The following is a 23,260-nucleotide window of genomic DNA, read 5'->3' as shown; positions in this document are numbered from 1 at the left end:
GGCCGCGCGGTCGCGCCGCACGGGGTCGGCGTCGCGCCCCTCGCGCCAGGCCCGCACGGCCTGCGCCGCTGCGGCCTCGACCCCCGCATCGACGGTCTGGATCGCCGTGTCGAGGTCGGCCGTGAGCGGGTTCGGCTCGGTGCTCTGGAACCTGTTGACGCCGACGACGACGTCCTCGCCGGTCTCGATCCGCTGACGGCGCAGGGCGTGCGAGGAGACCAGCGCCGACTTCATGTAGCCGCTCTCCACCGCGGCGACGGCACCACCCAGGTCCTGGACCCGGGCGATCTCGGCGCGGGCCCCGGCGACGAGCTCGGCGACCTTGGCCTCGACGACGGCGGAGCCCTCGAAGAGGTCGTCGTACTCGAGCAGGTCGGACTCGAAGGCGAGCACCTGCTGCATGCGCAGCGACCACTGCTGGTCCCACGGTCGAGGCAGGCCGAGCGCCTCGTTCCACGCGGGCAGCTGGACGGCACGGGCCCTGGCGTCCTTGGACAGCGTGACGGCGAGCATTTCGAGGACGATTCGCTGGACGTTGTTCTCGGGCTGGGCCTCGGTGAGGCCGAGCGAGTTCACCTGCACGCCGTAGCGGAAGCGCCGCTGCGTGGCGTCGGTCACGCCGTAGCGCTCGAGCGCCAGCTCGTCCCAGAGCTGGACGAAGGCCCGCATCTTGCACATCTCCTCGACGAACCGGACGCCGGCGTTGACGAAGAACGAGATGCGGGCGACGACCTCGCCGAACCGCTCCTGCGGCACCTGCCCCGCGTCGCGCACCGCGTCGAGGACGGCGATCGCCGTCGACATCGCGTACGCGATCTCCTGCACGGGCGTCGCGCCCGCCTCCTGGAGGTGGTAGCTGCAGACGTTGATCGGGTTCCACTTCGGGATCTCGGCGACGGTGTAGCTCACCATGTCGGTGATGAGCCGCAGCGACGGCGCCGGCGCGAAGACGTAGGTCCCGCGCGACAGGTACTCCTTGATGATGTCGTTCTGGGTGGTGCCCGCGAGCGCCCTGACGACGGCCGCCGGGTCCTCCCCCGCCGCCTGCGCCTGCTCCTCGGCAGCGACCTGGTACATCGCGAGCAGCCACATCGCCGTGGCGTTGATCGTCATCGAGGTGTTCATCCGGTCGAGCGGGATCTGCTCGAACAGGGCCCGCATGTCCCCGATGTGCGAGATCGGGACCCCCACCTTGCCCACCTCGCCGCGGGCGAGGACGTGGTCCGGGTCGTAGCCGGTCTGGGTCGGGAGGTCGAAGGCGACCGAGAGCCCGGTCTGCCCCTTCTCGAGGTTGCGGCGGTAGAGCGCGTTGCTCGCGGCGGCACTCGAGTGACCGGCATACGTGCGCATGACCCACGGCCGGTCACGCTCCGGACGGGCGGGAACACCGGCAGGAGCCGGTTCGGCAGGACGGTCGCTGGGCATGCGTCGGACGCTACCGGCGGGCCCGGCGCCCCGACAGGGCCTCAGGCGGTGAGAGTGCTCACGCCGCCACCTCGACCGGCGGCCGACGCGACGGCGAGACCGCGTCGACGAGCCACTCCACGGGACCCCGTCCGACGAACCGCCCCCACGCCCACGCCCCGGCCACGCTGACCCAGACGAAGAAGAGGAAGGGCAGCCAGCCGCCCTCCGGGAAGATCGGGATCACCGGCACGAGCAGCACGACGTGCGCGACGTAGAGCGACAGGGCAACCCGGCCGATGACCGCGAGCGGCTGCAGCGGGGTGCCCGCGGACGTGCGCCGCCTCCGCGCGATGTCGGTCGCCATGACGAGCCCGTATGCCGCGAGCGCCAGTCCCGTCTCCTGCAGCTGGTCGGGGTGGTCACCCGAGAAGACGACCTCCATCCCGAGCAGCTCGAGGGCCAGGCTCCCCCACACCATGGCGAGGCCGCCCATGAGGCACCACCACGAGGTCTGCTCGTCGCCCAGACCACGCCGGGCGAGCACCGCCCCCACGAGGAAGATCGGCAGCAGGGTGAGCACCCGGTAGTGGGCGTTGAGCACGAGCCACTGCACGAGCGGGTTCGTGGCCCACGCCGCGGTCGGCGCCTGCCCGCCGGCGACGCCGCCCGCCGCGCGGGTCACCGCCTCGATGACGGACGGTCCGGCCGCGAACAGGACGGCGGCCAGGCCCAGGAGCCACCGCGTCCCGAGCACGAGCAGGGGGGTCCCGACGATGAGGAGCAGCCCGAGGAGGTGCAGGATCACCGCCACCCAGTGGTCCAGCCGTTCGAGGCCCACCCCGAGCAGGACGAGAGCGACCCCGCGGACCACGGCCCGCGCGGTGCCGCGCCACGCCGACGGCCCGGGGAAGACCAGGCCCGCCGCGGCACCCATGACGAGCGCGAAGAGCGGTGAGGCCAGGTCGTTGACCTGGAGGAGCAGGAAGGCGACCGCCTCCGGCACGCGGCCGCTGACGAAGGGGACCGCGTGCGCGATGACCATGGCCACGACCGCGACACCGCGCGCGGCGTCGAGGCCGAGCACCCGGGTGGGCGCACGTGCGGGAGCGGGAGCGGTGCCGGCGGGGGCCACCCGGCCAGTATCGACGACGGGTCAGCCGACGGCGGCGTGCGCCACGGGCTCGAACGGGCCGACGACGTGGCCGAGGCGGGCCCGGCGCAGCAGGCGGTGGGTCCGGGGCTCGGCCGCGACGATCCGGAAGGAGCGCGAGCCGCGACGGGCCCGGCGCAGGCACTCGACGAGGACACCGAAGCCGGTGGCGTCGCCGATCTCGCACTCGGCCAGGTCGACGAGGAGGTCGTCGCCCCCGTCGTCCACGATGCGGTGCAGGACGAGCCGCAGGTCCGGGACCGTGTGGACGTCGAGCCGACCGCGCAGCGAGACGTGGTGCCCCGCGGCGTCGCGGTGCTCCTCGAGCGTGACGATCGTGTGTGCAGGATGCCGCATCGGCGTCCCCCCTTCCCGTGCGTCCATTGAACGTGACGCAGCCCACGCCAGCCAGATGCCACGGGTAAAGAAACGGCAAAGGTATCTGGCAGGCTCGGCCCATGGTCAACCTCACGCGCATCTACACCCGCACCGGCGACGACGGCACGACGTCGCTCGGCGACTTCAGCCGCACGACGAAGACCGACCCGCGGCTGGCCGCCTACGCCGACGCCAACGAGGCCAACGCCGTCGTCGGCGTGGTCCTCGCCACCGGCGACCTGCCCGAGGACGTCCGGGCCGTGCTCACCCGCGTCCAGAACGACCTCTTCGACGTCGGCGCCGACCTCTGCACCCCGCTCCAGCAGGACCCCGAGTACCCGCCGCTGCGGGTCAAGCAGGAGTGGGTCGACGAGCTCGAGGCCGACTGCGACACCCAGAACGCCAAGCTCGAGAAGCTCCGCTCGTTCATCCTGCCCGGCGGCACGGTCGCCGCGGCGCACCTGCACCAGGCCACCACCGTCGTCCGGCGCGCCGAGCGGAGCACGTGGGCCGCCCTGGAGCACCACGGCAGCGAGGTGGGTGTCGGGAAGGGCGAGGGCGGGATCAACCCGCTCGCGGCGGCCTACCTCAACCGCCTGTCCGACCTGCTCTTCATCCTCGCCCGGGTCGCCAACCTCGGGGACGGCGGCGACGTGCTGTGGCAGCCCGGTGGCGGGCGCGCCGAGGCGCCGTCGACGAGGCGCGCCGAGGTCGCGGCCGACGACGACCCCCTCACCGACGACGACTGACGCTGTGCGTCTGCGTCGTTGGTCAGAAACCTCACCAACGACGCAGACGCAAGGAAGTCGGGGAGGGCGTCAGGCGACGTTGACGTTGAAGCCGGGAGGAGAGCTCTCGAGCCAGGCCCGCAGCGCGGTATAGGCCGCGGGGCTCATGGCGAGCTGGTAGTCGGAGTTGGCCGAGATGCCGCTCACGCTCACGGCGTCGACCGGCAGCCCCGGCACCGGTTCGGCGAGCGGGCTCGGCGCCCCGAGGCCGAGCTCGTGGCGCATCCACGAGTGGTCGGGGCGCAGCGACGGGCCCACCACCGAGAACCAGTCGAGATTGTCACCGGCGATGCGGGCCAGCCCGAGCCGCCAGCGGCGCTCGCCGGTGCTCACCGCGCAGAGCATGAGCGGCTTGCCCCCGGAGATGTAGCGGCGGCGCAGCCACACGTACAGCAGCGACAGGAGCACGGCGCCGATCACCACCGCGAGCACGAGCTCGACGGCGGCGAGGGGCGTCATGGCACTCTCCGCCCCGGGTTCAGTTGGCCATGCCCGAGGCGTCGACGGCCTCGGCGAGGATGGTCACGCGGTCGTGGTCGACGGAGAGGAACCCACCGTCGACGGTGGCCGTCCGGACACCGCCCTCGGCGTGGATGCGGACCTCGCCCTCGACGAGCACGCCGAGGATCGGGGTGTGACCGGGCATGATGCCGAGGTCGCCCTCGATGGAGCGGGCACTCACCTGGCTCGCCTCGCCCTCCCAGACCTTGCGGTCCGCGGCGACGAGTTCGACCTGCAGCTGGCTCACGTGTTCCTCCGGGGAATGGGGTGCATGGGAAGTGTAGCGGCGCTTTCCGGTGCGCCTTCCTGCTGGGACGTCAGCAGGGCCGGAACCGCGCGCGGCACCGGCCCTGCTGACGTCACGGTCGGCTCAGAGGTTCTTCTGGATCTCCGCGGCCTGGCGCTCGACGTCGTCGAGGCCACCGCACATGAAGAACGCCTGCTCCGGGAAGTGGTCGAAGTCGCCGTCGGCGATCTTCGTGAACGCCTCGATCGTCTCGGTGAGCGGCACGGTCGAGCCCTCGATGCCGGTGAACTGCTTGGCGACGTAGGTGTTCTGGCCGAGGAAGCGCTGGATGCGCCGCGCCCGGTTGACGAGGATCTTGTCCTCCTCGGACAGCTCGTCGATGCCGAGGATGGCGATGATGTCCTGCAGCTCCTTGTTGCGCTGGAGGATCTGCTTGATCCGGACAGCCGTCGAGTAGTGCTCCTCGGTGATGTAGCGACGGTCGAGGATGCGTGACGTCGAGGTCAGCGGGTCCACGGCCGGGTAGATGCCGAGCGAGGCGATCTCTCGGGAGAGCTCGGTCGTCGCGTCGAGGTGCGCGAAGGTCGTCGCCGGCGCCGGGTCGGTGTAGTCGTCGGCCGGCACGTAGATCGCCTGCATCGAGGTGATCGAGTTGCCTCGGGTCGAGGTGATGCGCTCCTGGAGGGTACCCATCTCGTCGGCGAGGGTCGGCTGGTAGCCGACGGCGGACGGCATACGACCGAGCAGGGTCGACACCTCGGAACCGGCCTGGGTGAACCGGAAGATGTTGTCGATGAAGAGGAGCACGTCCTGGTTCTGGACGTCACGGAAGTACTCGGCCATCGTCAGCGCCGACAGGGCCACGCGAAGACGCGTGCCCGGCGGCTCGTCCATCTGGCCGAAGACCAGCGCGGTCTGGCCGAGGACGCCGGCCTCCTCCATCTCCACCATGAGGTCGTTGCCCTCACGGGTGCGCTCGCCGACACCGGCGAACACCGAGACGCCACCGTGGTCGCGCGCGACGCGGGCGATCATCTCCTGGATGAGCACGGTCTTGCCGACACCGGCACCACCGAACAGGCCGATCTTGCCACCCTGCACGTAGGGGGTCATGAGGTCGATGATCTTGATGCCGGTCTCGAACATCTGGGTCTTGGGCTCGAGCTGGTCGAAGTCGGGCGCCTTGCGGTGGATGCCCCAGCGCTCGGTCGCCTCGAAGGTCTCACCCTCCTTGAGGTTGAGCACCTCACCGGTGGTGTTGAAGACCTTGCCGAGGGTGACGTCGCCGACGGGGACGGTGATCGGGCCGCCGGTGTCCTGCACCTTGGAGCCGCGGACGAGTCCGTCGGTCGGCTGCAGCGAGATGGCCCGCACCATGTTGTCGCCGATGTGCTGGGCGACCTCGAGGTTGAGGTTCTTGCTCTCGCCGGCGAGGTCCACCGAGGTGGTGAGCAGGTTGTACTGCTCCGGCATCGCGTCGACGGGGAACTCGATGTCGACGACCGGGCCGATGATGCGCGAGACGCGGCCGATGCCTCCGGGCTCGGGGGCAACATAGCCGGCGGAGTCGTTGTCAGGGACAGTGGCAGTCTGTGATGTCATGGGTTTGTCTCTCACTTGCTCTCGGCCAGGGCGCTGGCGCCACCGACGATTTCGCTGATCTCTTGGGTGATCTCGGCCTGGCGGGCCTGGTTGGCCAGCCGGGTGTACTTCTTGACGAGCTCGTCCGCGTTGTCCGTCGCGGACTTCATCGCCCGCTGGCGAGCGGCGAGCTCGGAGGCCGCGGCCTGCAGCATGCAGTTGAACAGGCGCGAGTTGACGTACTTGGGCAGCAGCGCGTCGAGGACCTCCTCCACGCTCGGCTCGAACTCGTAGAGCGGGAACAGCTCGCCCTCGGCGGTCGGCTCCGTCCCCTCGACGATCTCGAGCGGCAGCAGCCGGATGACCTCGGGCTCCTGGGTCACCATCGACACGAAGCGCGAGTAGACGATGTGCACCTCGTCGACGCCACCCTCGGACTCGGTGTCCTTGAGGAAGTCGTCGACGAGCCGGATGCCGACCTCACGGGCGCGCTCGAAGGCGGGCTTCTCGGAGTCGCCGGTCCAGTCGGCCGCGAACTCGCGGCCGCGGAAGGTGTAGAAGCCCACGGCCTTGCGACCGAGCAGGTACGGGACGGCCTCCTTGCCCTCCTCGCGAAGACGGGCGACGAGCCGCTCGGACTCCTTGAGCACCGACGAGCTGTAGGCACCGGCGAGGCCGCGGTCGGAGGTGATGATGACGACCGCGGCGCGGGTCACCTTCTCCTTCTCGGTGGTGAGGACGTGCTCCTCGTTCGAGAACGTCGCGACCGCCGAGACCGCACGCGTGATCGCGCGGGCGTAGGGGCTCGACTCGCGCACGGCCTGCTGGGCCCTGACGACGCGCGCTGCGGCCATGAGCTCCATGGCGCGCGTGATCTTCTTCGTCGCGCTGACGGAGCGGATGCGCTGCCGGTACTCCCGGATCTGCGCTCCCATAGGTTTCCGCCTTCCTGTGTCTCGAGTGTCTCTGTGGTGCCGGACTCGTGGCGTATGCCGGACAGTCGCCGTGGCGACCGCGCTGCGGATGCCGGGTGCTCACCCTCGGTGAGCACCCGGCATCGCGTCAGCGCTTCTGCTTGACGATCTTCTCCTGCTCGGAGTCAAGGGCGTCCTCGCCGCTCTCCTTCTCGTCGCCGATCGGCAGGTTCTCCTTGTTGGAGGGCTCGAAGCCCTTCTTGAAGGAGTCGATCTCCGTCTTGAGGGCCTCCTCGGTGGACTCCTCGAACTTGCCCGTCTCGCGGATCGCGTCGAGGAGGTCGCCCTTGCTGCGACGCAGGTGGCCGAGGAAGTCGGCCTCGAAGCGGCGGATGTCCTCCACCGCGATCGAGTCGAGCTGACCGGTGGTGCCGGCCCACACGGAGACGACCTGCTCCTCCATCGGGAACGGCGCCGACTGCGGCTGCTTGAGCAGCTCGACGAGGCGAGCACCCTTGGCGAGCTGGGCCTTGGAGGCCGGGTCGAGGTCGGAGGCGAACATCGCGAACGCCTCGAGCGCACGGAACTGGGCGAGGTCGAGCTTGAGTCGACCGGAGACCGACTTCATCGCCTTGGTCTGGGCCGCGCCACCGACGCGGGAGACCGAGACACCCACGTCGACCGCGGGGCGGACGTTGGAGTTGAAGAGGTCGGCCTGGAGGTAGATCTGGCCGTCGGTGATGGAGATGACGTTCGTCGGGATGTACGCCGAGACGTCGCCCGCCTTGGTCTCGATGATCGGCAGGCCGGTCATCGAGCCCGCGCCCAGCTCGTCGCTGAGCTTCGCGCAGCGCTCGAGCAGACGGGAGTGCAGGTAGAAGACGTCACCCGGGTAGGCCTCGCGGCCCGGCGGGCGCCGCAGGAGGAGCGAGACAGCGCGGTAGGCCTCGGCCTGCTTGGACAGGTCGTCGAAGACGATGAGGACGTGCTTGCCCTGGTACATCCAGTGCTGGCCGATGGCCGAGCCGGTGTAGGGGGCGAGGTACTTGAAGCCGGCGCTGTCGGAGGCGGGGGCCGCGACGATGGTGGTGTACTCCATCGCTCCGGCGTCCTCGAGGGTCGCGCGGACCGACGCGATCGTCGAGCCCTTCTGACCGATGGCGACATAGATGCAGCGGACCTGCTTGGTCGGGTCGCCCGTCTCCCAGAACTCCTTCTGGTTGATGATCGTGTCGACCGCGACCGTCGTCTTGCCGGTCTGGCGGTCGCCGATGATGAGCTGGCGCTGGCCACGACCGATGGGGGTCATGGCGTCGACCGACTTGAGGCCGGTCTGCAGCGGCTCGTGCACCGACTTGCGGTCGACGACCGAGGGCGCCTGGAGCTCGAGCGCGCGGCGCTCGTCGCTCTGGATGTCGCCGAGGCCGTCGATCGGGGTGCCGAGGGGGTTGACGACACGGCCGAGGTAGGCGTCACCGACGGGGACCGAGAGGACCTCTCCGGTGCGCTTGACCTGCTGGCCCTCCTCGATCTTGGAGAAGTCACCGAGGATGACGACACCGATCTGGTGGACGTCGAGGTTGAGGGCGAGGCCCAACGTGCCGTCCTCGAACTCGAGCAGCTCGTTGGTCATGCACGAGGGCAGGCCCTCGACGTGGGCGATGCCGTCACCGGCGTCGCTGACGCGGCCGACCTCTTCGCGGGAGGCCGCGCCGGGCTCGTAGGACTGGACGTAGCTGTCCAGTGCGTCCCGGATCTCCTCCGGACGGATCGAGAGCTCCGTCATGTGATCTCTTCTCCTCGGTTACCAGCCCCGGTGGGGCCGAAGTGTGTGATGTCTCTGTCGTGCTGTTCAGGTGTGCGGTGCTGCGGTGCTGCGGTGGTGCCGTGGGCCGGCTGGTTCAGCCGGCGAGGTCGCGCCGGACGCGGTCGAGCCGGCGCAGGACCGTGCCGTCGACGACCTCGTCGCCGATCTGGATCCGGATCCCACCGACGACGGTCGGGTCGAGCACCGTCTGCAGGCTGACCCGCTTGTCGTAGATGGAGGCGAGCGCCGACGTGAGGCGGGACTCCTGCTGCGGGTCGAGCGGGATGGCGACGGTGACCAGCGCGGTGAGCTCGTCACGACGCTGGGCCGCCAGCTTGAGGTAGCCCTCGAGCACGCGGTCGAGGCGACGACCGCGCGACTTCAGCACGGCCTGCTCCACGAGCCGGAGGGTCTCGGGTGCGGCCTTGCCCTCGAGCAGGGCGCGCACGATCCCGGCCTTGCCCTCCGCATCCGTGTTGCGGCTCCCCAGGGTGTCGCGCAGGCGGGTGTCTCCCGCGACGATGCGCTCGAACCGGAACAGCTGGTCCTCGACGTCGTCGATGGCGCCCGCCTTCTCGGCACTGGCGAGCAGGGCGCTGACGGCAAGTGCCTCCAACGTGTCGCTGAGGTCACCCTCCTCGGCCCAGCGCTGCGCGACGACCTCACCGGTGAGGGTGACGGCCGCCTCGCTGACCTTTCCCCCGAAGAGCCGGTCGGCCAGGGCCCGCTTGGCGTCACCCTCCCGGGAGGGGTCGGCGAACGCGCGGCGCAGTGCGATGTCACCGTCGATCGCGCCGGCGATCGCGAAGAGCTCCTCCGCGAGGGCAGCCCGGTCGACACCCTCGAGGGCCGAGTCGAGGGCCTTCTCGGCCGCCACCCTCGCACCTCGTGACGAGCCACGCATCAGGCGTCCCGACCAGCGGTGCCGTCCGTGCCGAGGTCGAGCTGACCCTGCTCGGCCTTCTCGGACCGCGGGGCGTCGGTCGTGACAGGCGCGCCTGCACCGACCTTCTCCGGGCGGACCGCGCCGCTCTCGAGCTCGGCGAGGAAACGGTCGATCATGCCCTTCTGGCGGACCTCGTCCTCGAGCGACTCGCCGACGATGCGGCTGGCGAGCGTCGTCGACAGGGCGCCGACCTCGGAGCGCAGCTGGACGGAGGCCTGCTGACGCTCGGCCTCGATCTGCCGCTTGGCCGACTCGGTGATCCGGCTCGACTCCGCCTGCGCCCTCTCGCGCATCTCGGTGACGATGGATGCACCCTCGGCCCGCGCCTCCTCACGGATGGCGTTGGCCTCGGTGCGGGCCTCGTGCAGCTGGGCTTCGTACTGCTGCAGGGCGGCCTGGGCCTGGGCCTGGGCCTCCTCGGCCTGCTCCATGCCGCCCTCGATGGCGGCACGACGCTCCTCGTAGGCCTTCTCCAGGTTGGGGACGACCTTGGTCGAGACCACCCAGTAGAGGACCCCGATCATCACGAGGCCGAAGATCAGCTCGGGAATGTGCGGGATGAGGGGCATCTTGGCGCCCTCGGCGGTCGCCAGAGAGACGACCGTCGACGGTGTGGCGGTGAACTGCACGGATGCTCCTAGTGCTTCGAACCAGTTCGGGGATGGGCCGTGGCCCGGTGGGCCGCTGGCGTCAGATGAAGAAGAGCACCAGACCGAAGATCGCGAGTGCCTCGGCGAGCGCGAAGCCAAGGATGGCGATCGGCTGCAGGAGGTTGCGGGCCTCGGGCTGACGGGCGACGCCGTTGATGTAGGCAGCGAAGATCAGGCCGACGGCGATGGCCGGGCCGATGGTCGCAAGGCCGTAACCGACGAGCGAGAGGTTGCCTTCCACGATGATTCCTCTTTCGTGTTTCTGTGGGTTCCCACGTCGGCCGAATGCCGGGCGGAAAGACTGTGTGGTGATGGTCGGGCTATGGAGTTGTCGTCGTGCAGTGTGGGGAGCCTGCGACTCAGTGGTCGTCGGCGAGCGCGCCCGCGATGTAGCTGGCGGCGAGCAGGGTGAAGACGTAGGCCTGGAGGAACTGGACGAGGGCCTCGAAGACGAACATGGCCGCGGCCATGATGAACGTCGGCACCGAGAGCAGCTTGAAGGCGATGCCCTGGGTGAGGAAGAAGGCGCCCGCACTGACGAAGAGCACGATGAGCATGTGCCCGGCGAACATGTTGCCGAACAGTCGCAGGGCCAGCGTCAGCGGGCGGGTGATGAAGTAGGTGATGAACTCGAGGACGAAGATCGCCGGCTTGATCCACCCGGGCAGGCCCGGCGGGACGAGATGCTTGAAGTAGCCCCCGACACCCATCTTCTTGATGCCGATCCAGTGGTAGACGACGTAGACGACGAGCGTCAGCGCGATCGGGAAGCCGATGCGACCGAACGTCGGGTTCATCACGGGCGGCAGGATGCCGAACCAGTTGTTGAGCAGGATCAGCGAGAAGAGGCTGAAGAGCAGCGGGACGAACTTGAGGAAGTGCTTCGTCCCGATCATGTCGCGGGCGATGCCGTTGCGCGCGAGGTTGTAGAAGTTCTCCATGAAGAACTGACCCTTGGACGGGACGATCGCGGCCTTCTTGGAGAGGGCGACCATGACGACGCTCAGCAGGACGACGGAGACGCCACCCCAGACCATCTGCTCGGTGATCGCCCAGTTCCCCTCACCGATGAGGGGGAGCCAGAAGATGTCGGGGGTCGGGGTCTCGAACCCCTCGCCGCCCTCGGCGGCGCCGACGGCGGTCGTGGTCCCTGCAGCAAGCGCAGTCAGGATCACAGGTGGTTCTCCTCGTTCATGGTGGTGGCGGCACCCTGCAATCGCGGCTCAGTCCGGAACCGCTTGCAGCCGATGGTCAGGGGCGTCACGACGTACCGTACCGGAGCCAGATGGTGTACAGCGACAAGGCCATCCCGCCCAAAATGCCCACGACCACGAGGAACCCCGTGCCGAGGAGCGCGTCCAGGCCCCACCCGATCGCGCCGAAGACGGCGGGTCCGGTGAGGAGGTAGGCGATGACGGTGGCGCCCAGTGCGTCGGCCCGCGCGGTGGCGCTGGGCAGCTCCGGGTCGTCGTGCCACCGCGAGAACGGCTCGTGACCTTCGACGCCCTTGGGCAGCTTGCGGTCGTCGTCGCTCATGAGGCCGCTCCCCGATCGAGCGACCCCGGGTGGATCTCGTGACGTGCGCGCACGTAGCCGACGACCTGGCCGACCTGCATGAGGAGCGTCTGCGCGATGGCCGACAGCGCGAAGGCGCGACCGTCGAGCCAGTCGACCCCGCGCAGGACGAGCACGACCGTGACGATGAGGATGAGCTGGCCGAGGTAGACGACCCCCGCGCCGGCCATGGAGGTCGCGGCCGGGCCGAGGACGACGGCCGTGATGCCGAGCAGGCCGACGACGAGGATGACGAAGACGGTCGCGGCACCCGCGAGGGCGGACAGCGCGGCGTGCTCACCGGCATACGCCCAGAAGGCCGCCGCGAGCGCGGGAAGGGCGATCATCCCGGGGACGAGGGCACCGCGCAGCATCATCCGGACCGGGGTCCGTGGCGCGGGGTGCGGGGTCACTGGGCTCTCTCCGTCGAGGGTCGTTCCGGGCTTGTGAAAGTTATCACAAGCGCCGTGGCGGGGCCAACCTGCCGAGGCCCGAGGGCGTCCCGGAGACGCGGGCACGTGCCCAATACACTCACCGGCATGAGACAGCGGCTCGTCGTCGGCATGGCCTGCGCAGACGCCGCCCTCCTCATGGTCGCGTTCGTCGTCGCGGCGCTGTGGCGCTTCGGCGGACACCCGTTCAGCGACGAGGTCGTCGTGCAGACCCAGGCCCGCGGCCTCATGCAGATCCTGCTCATCGCCCTGGTGAGCTGCCTGCTCGGCAGCGCGCTCGTCGCGGCGGTCATGCCCCAGGGCCCGCCGCGACCGACGTACAGCCGGGGGGCGCTCACGGCACTCTTCGCCTTCTTCGCCATCACGGCCGTCATCGTGCTCGTGCGTCCGTACTACTCCCGGCCGCACCTCTTCACGACGCTGGCGATCTGGCTCGTCCTCGTCCTTCTCCTGCGGGCCGTGCTCCGCCTGCGGCCGTGGACCGAACGGCTGCTCGTCGTGACCGGATCGGACGCCATCGTGCGCTCGCTGGACGCGACGCCCCACATCACCGTGGTCGGTGTCATCGACCCCGACGCCACCGGACCCCTGCCGGCCCCGCCCCCGGACACCGTCCTCGCCGTCGACCTCAGCGCGGCGTGGTCGCGCGAGGTGACCCGCTACGTGTCCGCGACCTCCGTCGCCGGGCGGGAGGTGCGGGCGCTCAACGACGTCTACGAGCAGCACACCGGGCGGGTGCCGCTCGGCCACCTCTCCGAGGGGTGGGAGATCGAGACCTCCCTGCTGCGCAAGCTGCCGTTCCTGCCGTTCAAGTACGCCGTCGACCTCGTCCTCGTCGTCGTCACCATGCCGCTGTGGATGCCGGTCGTCGCGGCGACCGCGGTGCTCGTCCGGCTCGTCGACGGGAGCCCGGTGATCTTCCGCCAGGTCCGCGTCGGCCGCCGCGGTGAACTCGTCGAGCTCTTCAAGTTCCGCACGATGCGGGCCGACGCCGAGGCGCACGGCGCCCGCCAGGCCAGCGGCGACGACCCCCGGATCACGCCGCTGGGGCGCTTCCTGCGCAGCGTCCGCCTCGACGAGCTGCCACAGTTCTTCAACGTGCTGCGGGGCGAGCTCTCGCTCATCGGTCCGCGGCCCGAGCAGGTCGGGTTCGTCGAGAAGTACCGCGAGGCGATCCCCTTCTACGACCAGCGGCACCTCGTCCGGCCCGGCATCACGGGCTGGGCCCAGGTGCGCCACGGGTACGCCGCGTCGGAGGAGGAGACGATCGAGAAGCTCTCCTACGACTTCTACTACCTCAAGCACATGTCGCCGCTGCTCGACCTCGAGGTGCTCGCGCGCAGTGTCTGGACCGTCGTCTCGGCGTCCGGCACCAAGCCGCGGGCGCGGGCGCGGCCGTCGGTCGAGGAGGCCGCAGCGCTGGAGCTCGAGGCGGCCGAGCAGGCCGCCGACGACCGGCGCACCGGTCAGGGTCGCCCGTCCGCCTGACGCCGTCGTCCCCGGAACCGTTTTCCGGGGACGGCGGGAAACGGTTCCGGGATCGGTCAGCGGGCGTATGCCGGGAAGCGCGTCACGAGGTCCGTCACCTCGGCGCGGACCGCCTTCGAGACCGGGTGGTCGGGGTCGGCGTCGCCCTCGACCACCGCGCGGGCGATGAGGCCGCCGATGGTGCGCATCTCGTCCTCGCCCATCCCCTGCGTCGTGACGCACGGGGTGCCGACGCGGATGCCGCTGGCCACACTGGGCTTCTGCGGGTCGAAGGGGATGGCGTTCTTGTTGAGGGTGATGCCGGCGGCGTCACAGCGGGCCTCGGCGTCGGCGCCGGTGACGTCGACGGGCTGGAGGTCGTGCAGCGAGAGGTGGGTGTCGGTGCCACCGGTGGTCGGGCGGATGCCCTTCTCGGCGAGGGTCTCGGCGAGGACCTTGGCGTTCGCGACGACCTGGGCCGCGTAGGTCTGGTACTCCGGGGTCGCGCACTCCTTGAAGTTCGTCGCCTTGGCCGCGATCGTGTGCATCTGCGGGCCGCCCTGCATCATCGGGAAGACGGCCTTGTCGATGGCCGCGCGGTGTTCCTCGGTGCAGACGATGGCGCCGCTGCGCGGGCCACGCAGGACCTTGTGGGTCGTGAAGCTCACGACGTCGGCGTGGGGCACCGGGCTGGGGATCGCCTTGCCGGCGACGAGCCCGATGAAGTGGGCGGCGTCGACCCAGAAGATCGCGCCGACCTCGTCGGCGACGCGGCGGAAGAACTCGAAGTCGATGAGGCGCGGGATGGCCGACCCCCCGGCGAGGATGACCTTCGGCCGGTGCTCCTTGGCGAGGCGCTCCACCTCGGCGTAGTCGATGTTCTCGGTCTCCTTGTCGACGCCGTAGTGGACGGCGTTGAACCACTTGCCCGAGAACGAGACCTTGCTTCCGTGGGTGAGGTGGCCGCCGTGCGGCAGGCTCATCGCGAGAAGGGTCTCGCCCGGCTTCATGAACGCGCCGTAGACGGCCTGGTTGGCGCTGGCGCCGGAGTGCGGCTGGACGTTGGCGTGGTCGGCGCCGAAGAGAGCCTTGGCCCGGTCGATGGCCAGGGTCTCGGCCTTGTCGACCTCCGAGCACCCGCCGTAGTAGCGGCGCCCGGGGTAGCCCTCGGCGTACTTGTTGGACAGGGTCGAGCCGAGCGAGGTGAGCACGGCCGGCGACGACATGTTCTCGCTGGCGATGAGCTGCAAGCCGCCGCGGAGGCGGTCGAGCTCGGAGACGAGCACTCCCGCGATCTCGGGGTCGAAGGACTCCAGGGCGTCGAAGTCCGAACCGTAGAACGTGTCACTCATCGTTGCTCTCCTCCGAAACGGGTGCCGGCTCGCCTGGCTGGTCTGTCGGCAACTCTAGGTGTTCGGCCGCGAGGGCCATGATCTCATCGCCGTCGATCGCTCCGTGGCGGAGGATGACCGGCTCGGTGTGCGTGCAGTCGACGATCGTCGAGGGCAGGCCCCCGGTGACGGGTCCGCCGTCGAGGTAGAACTGCACGGACGGGCCGAGCTGGGTGGCGGCGTCGACGACGGTCCTCGACGCCGGGTGGCCGGTGCGGTTGGCGCTGCTCACGGCCATCGGCCCGACCTCTCGCAGGAGCTCGAGGGCGATCTCGTGGTCGGGCATGCGCACGGCGACGGTGCCGCCGGTGTCACCGAGGTCCCACATGAGCGACGGCTGCGCCTTGAGGACGAGGGTGAGCGGGCCCGGCCAGTAGCGCTCGATGAGGGCTCGGGCGTAGTCGGGGACGTCGGTGGCCAGCCCGTCGACCGTGCGCACCTCGGCGACGAGCACCGGCGGGGGCATCTCGCGGCCGCGACCCTTGGCGTCGAGGAGTCGCTGGACCGCGTCGGGGGTGAACGCGTCGGCACCGATGCCGTAGAGGGTGTCGGTGGGCAGGACGACGAGGTCGCCGTGCCGCACTCCGGCAGTCGCCTTGGCGATGCCGTCGCGCCGCCCCTCGGGGGTGGTGCAGTCGAAGACCGGACTCATGGGGTCAGCCTAGGACCGCGCCGGGGCGTGGCCGATCGCGGGGACCGGTCGGCCACATGACCTGCGCACTTCCCTCGAAATCGACCCGGCGGGTTCCCGCATTTCCGCGTCACCGGTCAATAGGGTCGGGGTGTTCGTCCCTGTCTTTCCCGAACGGAGGTGCATGTCAATGCGTGGTTCCGGACTCATCTGGACAATCGTCGGTGTTCTTCTGATCATCGCCCTGCTCATCTACATCCTCTGACACTGACAGACGACGCGGCGGCCCCCACCCGAGACCGGGTGGGGGTCGCCGTGCGTGGGGCCAGCGTGCGACGGGTCGCTCAGGCGCGGACGGCGACGGTCGCCCGCGGGCGGCCCGCGAGGTCGCGGCGGTCCTCGACGCTCGCCCACGAGCCGGTGGCGAGCAGGGCCCGGGGCAGGGTCTCGCCCTGGCTGTCGGCGTGCTCCATGACGAGCACCCCGCCGGGCCGCAGCAGCCCGGCGGCGCGCGCGGCGACGAGCCGCGGGATCGCGAGTCCGTCCTCGCTGCCGCCGTAGAGGGCCACGGGCGGGTCGTGGTCGCGCACCTCGGGGTCGACCGGCTCCGCGGTCGTGGGGATGTAGGGCGGGTTCGAGACGACGACGTCGACGCCCGCGAGCTCCGGGAAGGCGGTCACGGCGTCGCCGTGCACGAGGTCGACGTCGAGCCCGAGCCGGTCCCGGTTGCTCGTCGCCCACGCCACCGCGAGGTCGCTGACCTCGACCGCGTGCACCCGGGCCTGGGGCACCTCCGCCTTGACCGAGAAGGCGATCGCCCCCGAGCCCGCGCAGAGGTCGACGACGACGGGCTCCCCGACACCTGCCTCGAGGCAGGCCCGGGCCGCGTCGATCGCCCAGCCCGCGACGACCTCGGTCTCGGGTCGGGGGACGAAGACGCCCGGCCCCACCTCGAGCTCGAGGCCGCGGAACCACGTCCTGCCGGTGAGGTGCTGGAGCGGGACGCGAGCGGCCCGCTCGGCGACGAGGCCGGCATACGCCTCGGGCACGGGTGCACCGAGGACCATGAGCCGCCGCACCTCACCGGGCCCGACGCCCAGGGCGTGCGCGGCGAGCGCGACGGCGTCGTGCTCGGGAGAGGCGACGCCGGCGTCGGCGAGGCGGCCGGTGGCCCCGCGGACGGCGTCGCGCAGGTCGCTCATCCGGCGCCCTCGCCGAGGGCGGCGAGCTGGGCGGCCTCGTCTGCGGCCATCGCCGACTCGACGACCGCGTCGAGCTCGCCGCCGAGGACTGTCTCGAGGTTGTAGGCCTTGAAGCCCGTGCGGTGGTCGCTGACCCGGTTCTCAGGGAAGTTGTAGGTGCGGATGCGCTCGCTGCGGTCGACGGTGCGCACCTGGCTCGCGCGGACGCCGGCGGCGGCCTCGGCGGCCGCGTCGGTCGCGATCTGGTGCAGCCGGGCGCGCAGGACCCGCATCGCGGCCTCGCGGTTCTGGAGCTGGGACTTCTCGTTCTGGCAGGACACGACGGTCCCGGTCGGCAGGTGGGTGATCCGCACCGCCGAGTCGGTCGTGTTGACGCTCTGGCCGCCCGGGCCGGAAGAGCGGAAGACGTCGATGCGCAGGTCGTTGGCGTGGATCTCGACCTCGACTTCCTCGACCTCCGGCATGACCCAGACGCCCGCGGCGCTCGTGTGGATCCGGCCCTGCGTCTCGGTGACCGGCACGCGCTGGACCCGGTGGACGCCGCCCTCGTACTTCAGCCTCGCCCAGGGACCCTCGCCCGGCTGCGGCGTCCGCTTGGACTTGACGCTGACCTGGACGTCCTTGTAGCCGCCGAGGTCGGTCTCGGTGGCGCCGAGGACCTCGGTGCGCCAGCCGCGCTGCTCGGCGTAGCGGAGGTACATGCGGAGCAGGTCGCCGGCGAACAGCGCCGACTCCTCGCCGCCCTCCCCCGCCTTGACCTCGAGGATGACGTCGCGGTCGTCGTCGGGGTCGCGCGGGACGAGCAGTCGCCGGAGCCGGTCCGCGGCCTCGGCGGCCGCCGCCTCGAGGGCCGGGACCTCGGCCGCGAAGCCGGCGTCGTCGGCGCCCAGCTCGCGCGCCGCCTCGAGGTCACCGGTGACCGCCTGCCACTGCGCGTATGCCGTCACCGTCGGTCCCAGCGCGGCGTACCGCTTGTTGAGCTCGCGCAGCTGGTCGGGGTCGGAGGCGACGGCAGGGTCGCCCATGGCGCGCTCGAGCTGGGCGTGCTCCTGCGCGAGGGCCGCGGCGGACTCGAACATCGAGTGTCCTCTCGGGACGGTGCAGTGGGGGTCGGACCCGGGAAACACGAATGCGCCGACCCGGACCCCTTGCGGGATCGACGGGTCGGCGCATCGGGAGTGCTACGCGTCGGCCTTCTTGCCGTAGCGCGCCTGGAAGCGGGCCACGCGACCACCGGTGTCGAGGATCTTCTGCTTGCCGGTGTAGAACGGGTGGCACTGGCTGCAGACCTCGGCGTGGATCTGGCCGCTCTCGGCCGTGCTGCGGGTGGTGAACGTCGCGCCACAGGTGCAGGTGACCGTGGTCTCGGCGTAGTTCGGGTGGATGTCCTTCTTCACGATGTCTTCTCCTTGGAGGTATCCGGGTCGGCGGGCCCATCACGATGATGCAGACCCGGTAGCGCCCCGCCTGCGCTCGCTCGTGGGGGCGAGAGCTCAGGAAACGCGTTCGTGCCGTGAACCGGTCCAGCGAACAAGTGTGCCAGAGCAGGCACACGATCCCCTAAACGGCGGTGACGCCCCCGTTCATTCCCGGCCCGGGCGCTCAGGGGTGCCAGGGGCGCAGCAGGTTGCGCCCTTGGCACCCCTCAGGCGGACTCCACCGTGAGTCGCTCGTGGGCTCGGACGACCTGGTCCATGAAACGGCGGCTGTCCAGGCGCAGCCCGAGGACGGGGATCCGCAGCACGACCTCCCCGTCGACCACGAGGTCGTTCTGCCGCAAGGCATCCGCGACGGGGTTGAGCGACCACTGGTGGTGGCCCCCGTCGATCTCGACCACGAGCCCGATGCCCTTCCAGCGGGCGTCGAGGTGGACCCTGCCGTTCCGACCGCGGACGACGGACTGGCGCGACGGCTCGGGCAGGCCGCGCGCCCGGCAGAGCCCAGCGAAGTCCAGCTCACCGAGTGCCTGGGCGCCGTCGCAGATGTCGACCACGGCCGCGTTGACGAAGGGGCGCCGAGGGCCCGCGCGCCGTCCCCCGCGCCACGCGGCGAGAAGCCGTTCGGGTGTCGTGAGGCGCTGCTGGACGACGAGGCACAGGATCAGTGCCGCCTCGCGGTCACTGCGCGCCCACGATGCGGCGTGCACCGCGGCCAGCTCGGCCCTCACCCTGGGGATGCCTGCCGTCACGACGCGCGGCATCTCGGAACGCCGGTGGATCCGGACGCCGTCGAGGACGTGGTGCCGGTTGGCCCGCGGTACGGAGACGTCGATGCGGGGTGGGTCGAATCCCCGCAGCCCTGACGCCTCCAGAGCGGCAGCCCCGTCGAGGACGGCGCCGGCACCGCTCTCCCAGATCGCCTGCCACAGCCGCGCCCGGCGAGCGAGCGGTCCGGCGGCAACCGCCACGGTGTGCCGCCCGTGGACGAACCAGCGCCCGGCCACCACCTCAGAACGCACGTCCTCCTTCGACACCCCCACGCCCCGCAGGTCGCTTCGGTGCACCACGCCCTCATGCGCCTCGACCAGGGGGGCCGCGCGTCGGTGTCGCTCGGAGCGTGGCAGCCGTCGCCGTGGAGACATCTCCCGAGCGTCGCCCGGGCGACGGCTCCCCGCCACGCAGGCAGGGCCCGACTGTGGACGGCGCCGCCCGGACCGGTCGGGTGTGGAACGTCCAGGGGTGCCAAGGGCGCAGCGGGTTGCGCCTCTGGCACCCCGAAGCGGCGACGACCGGGGAAGGATCAGGGGAGGTTGGCCATCGCCTTGTCGAGGTCGGCGATGACGTCGTCGACCGACTCGAGGCCGAGCGAGAGCCGGATGAGGTCGGCGTCGGGGCGCGCGTCCGAGGCGACGATGCGGTGGGTGAGGCTCGCCGGGTGCTGGACGAGGCTGTCGACACCGCCGAGCGACACGGCGTGCGTGACGAGCTCGAGGTGCTCGATGAGGGCTGACGCGGCGGCGTACCCGCCGACGAGCCGGACGCCGACGATCGCCCCCGGGCCGGCCATCTGGGTGCCGACGAGCCGCTGCGGGTCGCAGCCGGGCAGGCTGGGATGGTGCACGCGTGAGACCTCCGGGCGCTCGCAGAGCCACGCCGCGACGGTCGTCGCCGTGGACTGCTGGGCCCGCACCCGCACGTGGATCGTCTGCAGACCTCGGTGCAGCTCGTACGCGGCCACGGGGTGCAGGACGGCACCGGTGATGGCCCGGACCTGGCGCAGCCGCGCCGTCCATGCGTGGCCCGCGGCGACCACCCCGCCCATGACGTCGCCGTGGCCGCCCATGTACTTCGTGGCCGAGTGCAGAACCATCGCAGCACCATGGCGGGCCGGCTGCTGCAGCACCGGGGTCGCGAAGGTGTTGTCGACCACGACCGGCACGTCGCCCGCCCGGGCGACGACGGCCGCGATGTCGACGAGGTCGAGCGACGGGTTCGCCGGGGTCTCGAGCAGGACGAGGCCGGTGTCGGGGCGGATCGCGTCGCCGACCGACTCGGGGCTCGCCCACGTCACCTCGGTGCCGAGCAGTCCCGAGGCGAGCAGGTGGTCGGACCCGCCGTAGAGCGGCCGGACGGCGACGACGTGGGGCGTGCCCCCGGCGACCGCCGCGAGCAGGACGGCAGTGAGTGCGGCCATCCCGCTGGCGAACGCCACGGCGGAGTCGGTGCCCTCGAGGGCGGCGACGGCCCGCTCGAACCGGTCGGTCCCCGGGTTCCACAGCCGTTGGTAGACGAGGGTCGCGCCGTCGTCGGGGCGCTCCCCCGACGCCAGCGTGTCGTACGCGGCGCCGCCCGCCTCGATCGACGGCAGCGGGTACGTCGTGGACAGGTCGATCGACGGCACGTGCAGCCCGAGGGCGGCGAGGTCCTCGCGCCCGGCGTGGACGGCTGTGGTTGCGAGGTCGCGGCCGGGGACGGGGACGGGATACGTCGTCATGCGTCCCATCGTCCGCAGGATCCCCCTCAGCGCGGAAGAGTCCCGTGGATCTCCCTCATCGATCGGAGGATGAGCGCGGAACCAGCGACGGCGGGTTGGGTACCGTGAGGCCGTGCCGAAGAATCCCCACCCGCTCACCCCTGGCCCCGCACCCACCACGCCACCCCTGCTCGACGACGTGGACCGTGCCCTCGTGCAGGCCCTCGTCGACGACGGCCGGATCTCCAACGCCGCACTCGCGCGCCGTCTCGGCATCGCGGAGTCGACCTGCGTCGGCCGGGTGCGGGCCCTGCGCGAGCGGGGAGTCGTCACCGGCATCCATGCCGCCGTCGACCACGCCCACCTGGGCCGGCCGCTGCAGGCCGTCGTCGCCATCCGCCTCGCGGGTCACGACCGCGCCCAGGTCGAGGCGTTCGGGGACGAGATGGCGTCGTTGCCCGGGGTCCTCGCCGCGTTCAACATCAGCGGCGCCGACGACTTCCTCGTCCACGTCAGTGCCCAGTCGCCCGACCAGCTCCGGGACTTCGTGCTCGACAACATCGCGAGCCGTCCCGGGGTGTCGCACGTCCAGACGTCGCTCGTCTTTCGCGCCCACCCCGGACGCGTCGTCGTGTGACGCAGAGGTGGGCACACGGCATACCCCCGTGTGCCGCGAGGCGGCCTCCCGGGTCGGGAGGCCGCCTCGTGGACGGACGGTGACGAACGCTCAGCCCCTGGAGCTCTCGTCCTCGTCGTCGAGCCGGTTCGAGCTGGTCTGCTGGACCTGCTTGAGGAACTCGTAGTTGGTCTTGCTCTTGCGGAGCCGGTCGAGCAGCAGCTCGATCGCCTGCTGGCTGTCCAGCGCGGCGAGGACCCGGCGGAGCTTCCACATGATCTTCAGCTCCTCGGGCGCGAGGAGGATCTCCTCGCGACGGGTGCCGGAGTTGTTGATGTCGACCGCCGGGAAGATGCGCCGGTTGGACAGGCCCCGGTCGAGCTTGAGCTCCATGTTGCCGGTGCCCTTGAACTCCTCGAAGATCACCTCGTCCATCCGCGAGCCGGTCTCGACGAGAGCCGTCGCGAGGATCGTCAGTGAACCGCCGTCCTCGATGTTGCGCGCGGCGCCGAAGAACTTCTTCGGCGGGTAGAGCGCGGCCGAGTCGACACCTCCGGAGAGGATGCGACCGCTCGCCGGGGCGGAGAGGTTGTAGGCGCGGCCGAGCTTGGTGATCGAGTCGAGCAGGACGACGACGTCGTGGCCCATCTCGACCAGACGCTTCGCCCGCTCGATCGACAGCTCGGCGACCGTGGTGTGGTCCTCGGCGGGACGGTCGAAGGTCGAGGCGATGACCTCGCCCTTGACCGCGCGCTGCATGTCGGTGACCTCTTCGGGTCGCTCGTCGACGAGGACGACCATGAGGTGGACCTCGGGGTTGTTCGTCGTGATCGCATTGGCCAGCGCCTGCATGACCATCGTCTTGCCGGCCTTGGCCGGGGCGACGATGAGCCCGCGCTGGCCCTTGCCGATCGGCGCGACGAGGTCGATGATCCGGGTCGTGAGGATGCCCGGTTCGGTCTCGAGGCGCAGGCGGTCCTGCGGGTAGAGCGGCGTGAGCTTGCCGAAGTCGGCCCGCTTGCGGGACTCGTCCGGGCTCAGGCCGTTGATCGTGTCGAGGTGTGCCAGCGGCGTGTACTTCGCCCGGGTGTTGCGCGTCCCGACGGTCTGCTGCTGTGCGTCCTCGCCCTCGCGCGGCGCCTTGGTCGCGCCGACGACCGCGTCACCCTTGCGCAGGTTGTAGCGCTTGACGATGCCCAACGGCACGTAGACGTCGTTGGTGCCCGGGAGGTAGCCCGAGGTCCGGATGAACGCGTAGTTGTCGAGGATGTCGAGGATGCCGGCCACCGGCACGAGGACGTCGTCCTCGTCCAGCTGAGGCTCGTTCTCGGTGTCGCCCTGTCGCTCCTCGCCCGGGACCCCGCCGCGGCGCTTGTCCCGGTTGCGGTTGCGGTTGCGGCGACGGCGACCACTGCGGCCGCCCTCGTCGTCGTTGTCGTCCGGCCCGTTCTGCTGACCCTGCGACGGGGCGCCCTGGCTGTCCTGGGCGGCGCGGTCGGTGCCGCGGTCGCCGCGGTCGCCACGGTCGCCGCGGTCGTCCCGGTCGCCCGCGCGGTCCGAGCGGTCGTTGCGGTCGTTGCGGTCGCTGCGATCCGACCGGTCGCTCGTGCGCTCGGGGCGGTCCTCGCTGCGCTCGCCGCGGTTGCTCGTGCGCTCCCCCCGGTCG

At 70.9% G+C, this 23,260-nt stretch carries 25 protein-coding genes; 3 read left to right on the top strand and 22 right to left on the bottom strand.

The annotated features are described in order from the left end of the window. From N801_RS15660 to N801_RS15650, 3 genes are all read right to left on the bottom strand, one after another. On the bottom strand, positions 1 to 1,425 hold a 1,425-nt coding region (locus tag N801_RS15660; protein ID WP_084109099.1), incomplete at its 3' end, for a methylmalonyl-CoA mutase family protein. A gap of 58 nt (positions 1,426 to 1,483) precedes the next feature. Next, positions 1,484 to 2,539, bottom strand: coding sequence for an acyltransferase family protein (locus N801_RS15655; protein ID WP_156996808.1), 1,056 nt, complete (start codon positions 2,537 to 2,539; stop codon positions 1,484 to 1,486). Positions 2,540 to 2,560: 21 nt separating this feature from the next. After that, the gene (locus tag N801_RS15650; protein ID WP_052113191.1) at positions 2,561 to 2,914 is read right to left on the bottom strand and encodes an STAS domain-containing protein; all 354 of its coding nucleotides are present in this window, start codon (positions 2,912 to 2,914) and stop codon (positions 2,561 to 2,563) included. 101 nt (positions 2,915 to 3,015) lie between these two features. On the opposite strand from N801_RS15650, the gene N801_RS15645 reads away from it, so the two are divergent. Then, positions 3,016 to 3,684 (top strand): cob(I)yrinic acid a,c-diamide adenosyltransferase, encoded by a 669-nt coding sequence (locus N801_RS15645; protein ID WP_035939795.1) that lies wholly within the window; start codon positions 3,016 to 3,018, stop codon positions 3,682 to 3,684. A gap of 69 nt (positions 3,685 to 3,753) precedes the next feature. Here the strand turns inward: N801_RS15645 and N801_RS15640 are convergent, their stop codons facing one another. The 11 genes from N801_RS15640 to N801_RS15590 form a co-directional block, all read right to left on the bottom strand. Then, positions 3,754 to 4,182, bottom strand: coding sequence for a DUF2550 family protein (locus N801_RS15640; RefSeq protein WP_035939794.1), 429 nt, complete (start codon positions 4,180 to 4,182; stop codon positions 3,754 to 3,756). A gap of 19 nt (positions 4,183 to 4,201) precedes the next feature. Next, positions 4,202 to 4,471, bottom strand: coding sequence for a F0F1 ATP synthase subunit epsilon (locus N801_RS15635; RefSeq protein WP_035939791.1), 270 nt, complete (start codon positions 4,469 to 4,471; stop codon positions 4,202 to 4,204). A 123-nt stretch (positions 4,472 to 4,594) separates the two neighbouring features. Continuing rightward, positions 4,595 to 6,073 carry a F0F1 ATP synthase subunit beta gene (gene atpD / locus N801_RS15630; protein ID WP_035939789.1) on the bottom strand — a complete coding sequence of 493 codons (1,479 nt, stop codon included), beginning with the start codon at positions 6,071 to 6,073 and terminating at the stop codon, positions 4,595 to 4,597. Between the two features lie 11 nt (positions 6,074 to 6,084). Then, on the bottom strand, positions 6,085 to 6,987 hold the full coding sequence (locus tag N801_RS15625; RefSeq protein WP_035939787.1) for a F0F1 ATP synthase subunit gamma: 903 nt from the start codon (positions 6,985 to 6,987) through the stop codon (positions 6,085 to 6,087). A 127-nt stretch (positions 6,988 to 7,114) separates the two neighbouring features. Further along, positions 7,115 to 8,752 (bottom strand): F0F1 ATP synthase subunit alpha, encoded by a 1,638-nt coding sequence (gene atpA, locus N801_RS15620; RefSeq protein ID WP_035939785.1) that lies wholly within the window; start codon positions 8,750 to 8,752, stop codon positions 7,115 to 7,117. Positions 8,753 to 8,867: 115 nt separating this feature from the next. After that, a complete protein-coding gene (locus N801_RS15615; protein WP_035939782.1) occupies positions 8,868 to 9,677 on the bottom strand; it encodes a F0F1 ATP synthase subunit delta in 810 nt (269 codons plus the stop codon). Then, positions 9,677 to 10,348, bottom strand: coding sequence for a F0F1 ATP synthase subunit B (locus N801_RS15610; RefSeq protein ID WP_281175700.1), 672 nt, complete (start codon positions 10,346 to 10,348; stop codon positions 9,677 to 9,679). Before N801_RS15610 ends, N801_RS15615 begins: the two co-directional genes overlap by 1 nt. Before the next feature lie 61 nt (positions 10,349 to 10,409). Beyond that, positions 10,410 to 10,616, bottom strand: a complete 207-nt coding sequence (locus tag N801_RS15605) for an ATP synthase F0 subunit C (protein WP_211254743.1) — start codon at positions 10,614 to 10,616, stop codon at positions 10,410 to 10,412. Positions 10,617 to 10,728: 112 nt separating this feature from the next. Then, positions 10,729 to 11,544: a F0F1 ATP synthase subunit A gene (atpB, locus tag N801_RS15600; RefSeq protein ID WP_052113190.1), complete on the bottom strand. Its 816-nt coding sequence runs from the start codon at positions 11,542 to 11,544 to the stop codon at positions 10,729 to 10,731. 85 nt (positions 11,545 to 11,629) lie between these two features. Continuing rightward, a complete protein-coding gene (locus tag N801_RS15595; RefSeq protein WP_052113189.1) occupies positions 11,630 to 11,905 on the bottom strand; it encodes an AtpZ/AtpI family protein in 276 nt (91 codons plus the stop codon). Then, positions 11,902 to 12,336 (bottom strand): hypothetical protein, encoded by a 435-nt coding sequence (locus N801_RS15590; RefSeq protein ID WP_156996807.1) that lies wholly within the window; start codon positions 12,334 to 12,336, stop codon positions 11,902 to 11,904. Before N801_RS15590 ends, N801_RS15595 begins: the two co-directional genes overlap by 4 nt. Positions 12,337 to 12,462: 126 nt before the next feature. Here N801_RS15590 and N801_RS19925 point away from each other — a divergent pair, with 126 nt between their 5' ends. Next, a complete protein-coding gene (locus tag N801_RS19925) occupies positions 12,463 to 13,863 on the top strand; it encodes a sugar transferase (RefSeq protein WP_052113188.1) in 1,401 nt (466 codons plus the stop codon). A 56-nt stretch (positions 13,864 to 13,919) separates the two neighbouring features. On the opposite strand, the gene glyA is transcribed toward N801_RS19925, so the two are convergent. The 7 genes from glyA to N801_RS15550 form a co-directional block, all read right to left on the bottom strand. Then, positions 13,920 to 15,194 carry a serine hydroxymethyltransferase gene (gene glyA / locus N801_RS15580; protein ID WP_035939777.1) on the bottom strand — a complete coding sequence of 425 codons (1,275 nt, stop codon included), beginning with the start codon at positions 15,192 to 15,194 and terminating at the stop codon, positions 13,920 to 13,922. Next, positions 15,187 to 15,885, bottom strand: coding sequence for an L-threonylcarbamoyladenylate synthase (locus N801_RS15575; protein ID WP_035939775.1), 699 nt, complete (start codon positions 15,883 to 15,885; stop codon positions 15,187 to 15,189). Before N801_RS15575 ends, glyA begins: the two co-directional genes overlap by 8 nt. Positions 15,886 to 16,208: 323 nt before the next feature. After that, a complete protein-coding gene (prmC, locus tag N801_RS15570; protein ID WP_035939773.1) occupies positions 16,209 to 17,066 on the bottom strand; it encodes a peptide chain release factor N(5)-glutamine methyltransferase in 858 nt (285 codons plus the stop codon). Further along, positions 17,063 to 18,145 (bottom strand): peptide chain release factor 1, encoded by a 1,083-nt coding sequence (gene prfA, locus N801_RS15565; RefSeq protein ID WP_035939770.1) that lies wholly within the window; start codon positions 18,143 to 18,145, stop codon positions 17,063 to 17,065. Before prfA ends, prmC begins: the two co-directional genes overlap by 4 nt. 102 nt (positions 18,146 to 18,247) lie before the next feature. Continuing rightward, the gene (gene rpmE / locus N801_RS15560; RefSeq protein ID WP_035939769.1) at positions 18,248 to 18,463 is read right to left on the bottom strand and encodes a 50S ribosomal protein L31; all 216 of its coding nucleotides are present in this window, start codon (positions 18,461 to 18,463) and stop codon (positions 18,248 to 18,250) included. A 248-nt stretch (positions 18,464 to 18,711) separates the two neighbouring features. Beyond that, the gene (locus tag N801_RS15555; protein WP_245618476.1) at positions 18,712 to 19,524 is read right to left on the bottom strand and encodes a putative endonuclease domain-containing protein; all 813 of its coding nucleotides are present in this window, start codon (positions 19,522 to 19,524) and stop codon (positions 18,712 to 18,714) included. Positions 19,525 to 19,805: 281 nt separating this feature from the next. Further along, positions 19,806 to 20,999, bottom strand: coding sequence for a trans-sulfuration enzyme family protein (locus N801_RS15550; protein WP_052113187.1), 1,194 nt, complete (start codon positions 20,997 to 20,999; stop codon positions 19,806 to 19,808). 112 nt (positions 21,000 to 21,111) lie between these two features. Between N801_RS15550 and N801_RS15545 the strand changes: the two genes are divergently transcribed. Next, entirely contained in the window at positions 21,112 to 21,615 is a 504-nt protein-coding gene (locus N801_RS15545) for an Lrp/AsnC family transcriptional regulator (RefSeq protein WP_035939764.1), read from the top strand. A gap of 90 nt (positions 21,616 to 21,705) precedes the next feature. On the opposite strand, the gene rho is transcribed toward N801_RS15545, so the two are convergent. Continuing rightward, on the bottom strand, positions 21,706 to 23,260 hold a 1,555-nt coding region (gene rho / locus N801_RS15540; protein ID WP_035939761.1), incomplete at its 5' end, for a transcription termination factor Rho.

The organism is Knoellia aerolata DSM 18566, assembly GCF_000768695.1.
Lineage (GTDB): Bacteria > Actinomycetota > Actinomycetes > Actinomycetales > Dermatophilaceae > Knoellia > Knoellia aerolata.
This window is presented reverse-complemented; position numbering and strand designations above follow the sequence as displayed.

Coding starts and splice junctions, on each gene's coding strand:
- N801_RS15650 (WP_052113191.1), bottom strand. CDS start 2,914: ATGCGGCATCCTGCACACACGATCGTCACGCTCGAGGAGCACCGCGAC.
- N801_RS15645 (WP_035939795.1), top strand. CDS start 3,016: ATGGTCAACCTCACGCGCATCTACACCCGCACCGGCGACGACGGCACG.
- N801_RS15640 (WP_035939794.1), bottom strand. CDS start 4,182: ATGACGCCCCTCGCCGCCGTCGAGCTCGTGCTCGCGGTGGTGATCGGC.
- atpD (WP_035939789.1), bottom strand. CDS start 6,073: ATGACATCACAGACTGCCACTGTCCCTGACAACGACTCCGCCGGCTAT.
- N801_RS15625 (WP_035939787.1), bottom strand. CDS start 6,987: ATGGGAGCGCAGATCCGGGAGTACCGGCAGCGCATCCGCTCCGTCAGC.
- atpA (WP_035939785.1), bottom strand. CDS start 8,752: ATGACGGAGCTCTCGATCCGTCCGGAGGAGATCCGGGACGCACTGGAC.
- N801_RS15615 (WP_035939782.1), bottom strand. CDS start 9,677: ATGCGTGGCTCGTCACGAGGTGCGAGGGTGGCGGCCGAGAAGGCCCTC.
- N801_RS15595 (WP_052113189.1), bottom strand. CDS start 11,905: ATGAGCGACGACGACCGCAAGCTGCCCAAGGGCGTCGAAGGTCACGAG.
- N801_RS19925 (WP_052113188.1), top strand. CDS start 12,463: ATGAGACAGCGGCTCGTCGTCGGCATGGCCTGCGCAGACGCCGCCCTC.
- glyA (WP_035939777.1), bottom strand. CDS start 15,194: ATGAGTGACACGTTCTACGGTTCGGACTTCGACGCCCTGGAGTCCTTC.
- N801_RS15575 (WP_035939775.1), bottom strand. CDS start 15,885: ATGAGTCCGGTCTTCGACTGCACCACCCCCGAGGGGCGGCGCGACGGC.
- prmC (WP_035939773.1), bottom strand. CDS start 17,066: ATGAGCGACCTGCGCGACGCCGTCCGCGGGGCCACCGGCCGCCTCGCC.
- prfA (WP_035939770.1), bottom strand. CDS start 18,145: ATGTTCGAGTCCGCCGCGGCCCTCGCGCAGGAGCACGCCCAGCTCGAG.
- N801_RS15550 (WP_052113187.1), bottom strand. CDS start 20,999: ATGACGACGTATCCCGTCCCCGTCCCCGGCCGCGACCTCGCAACCACA.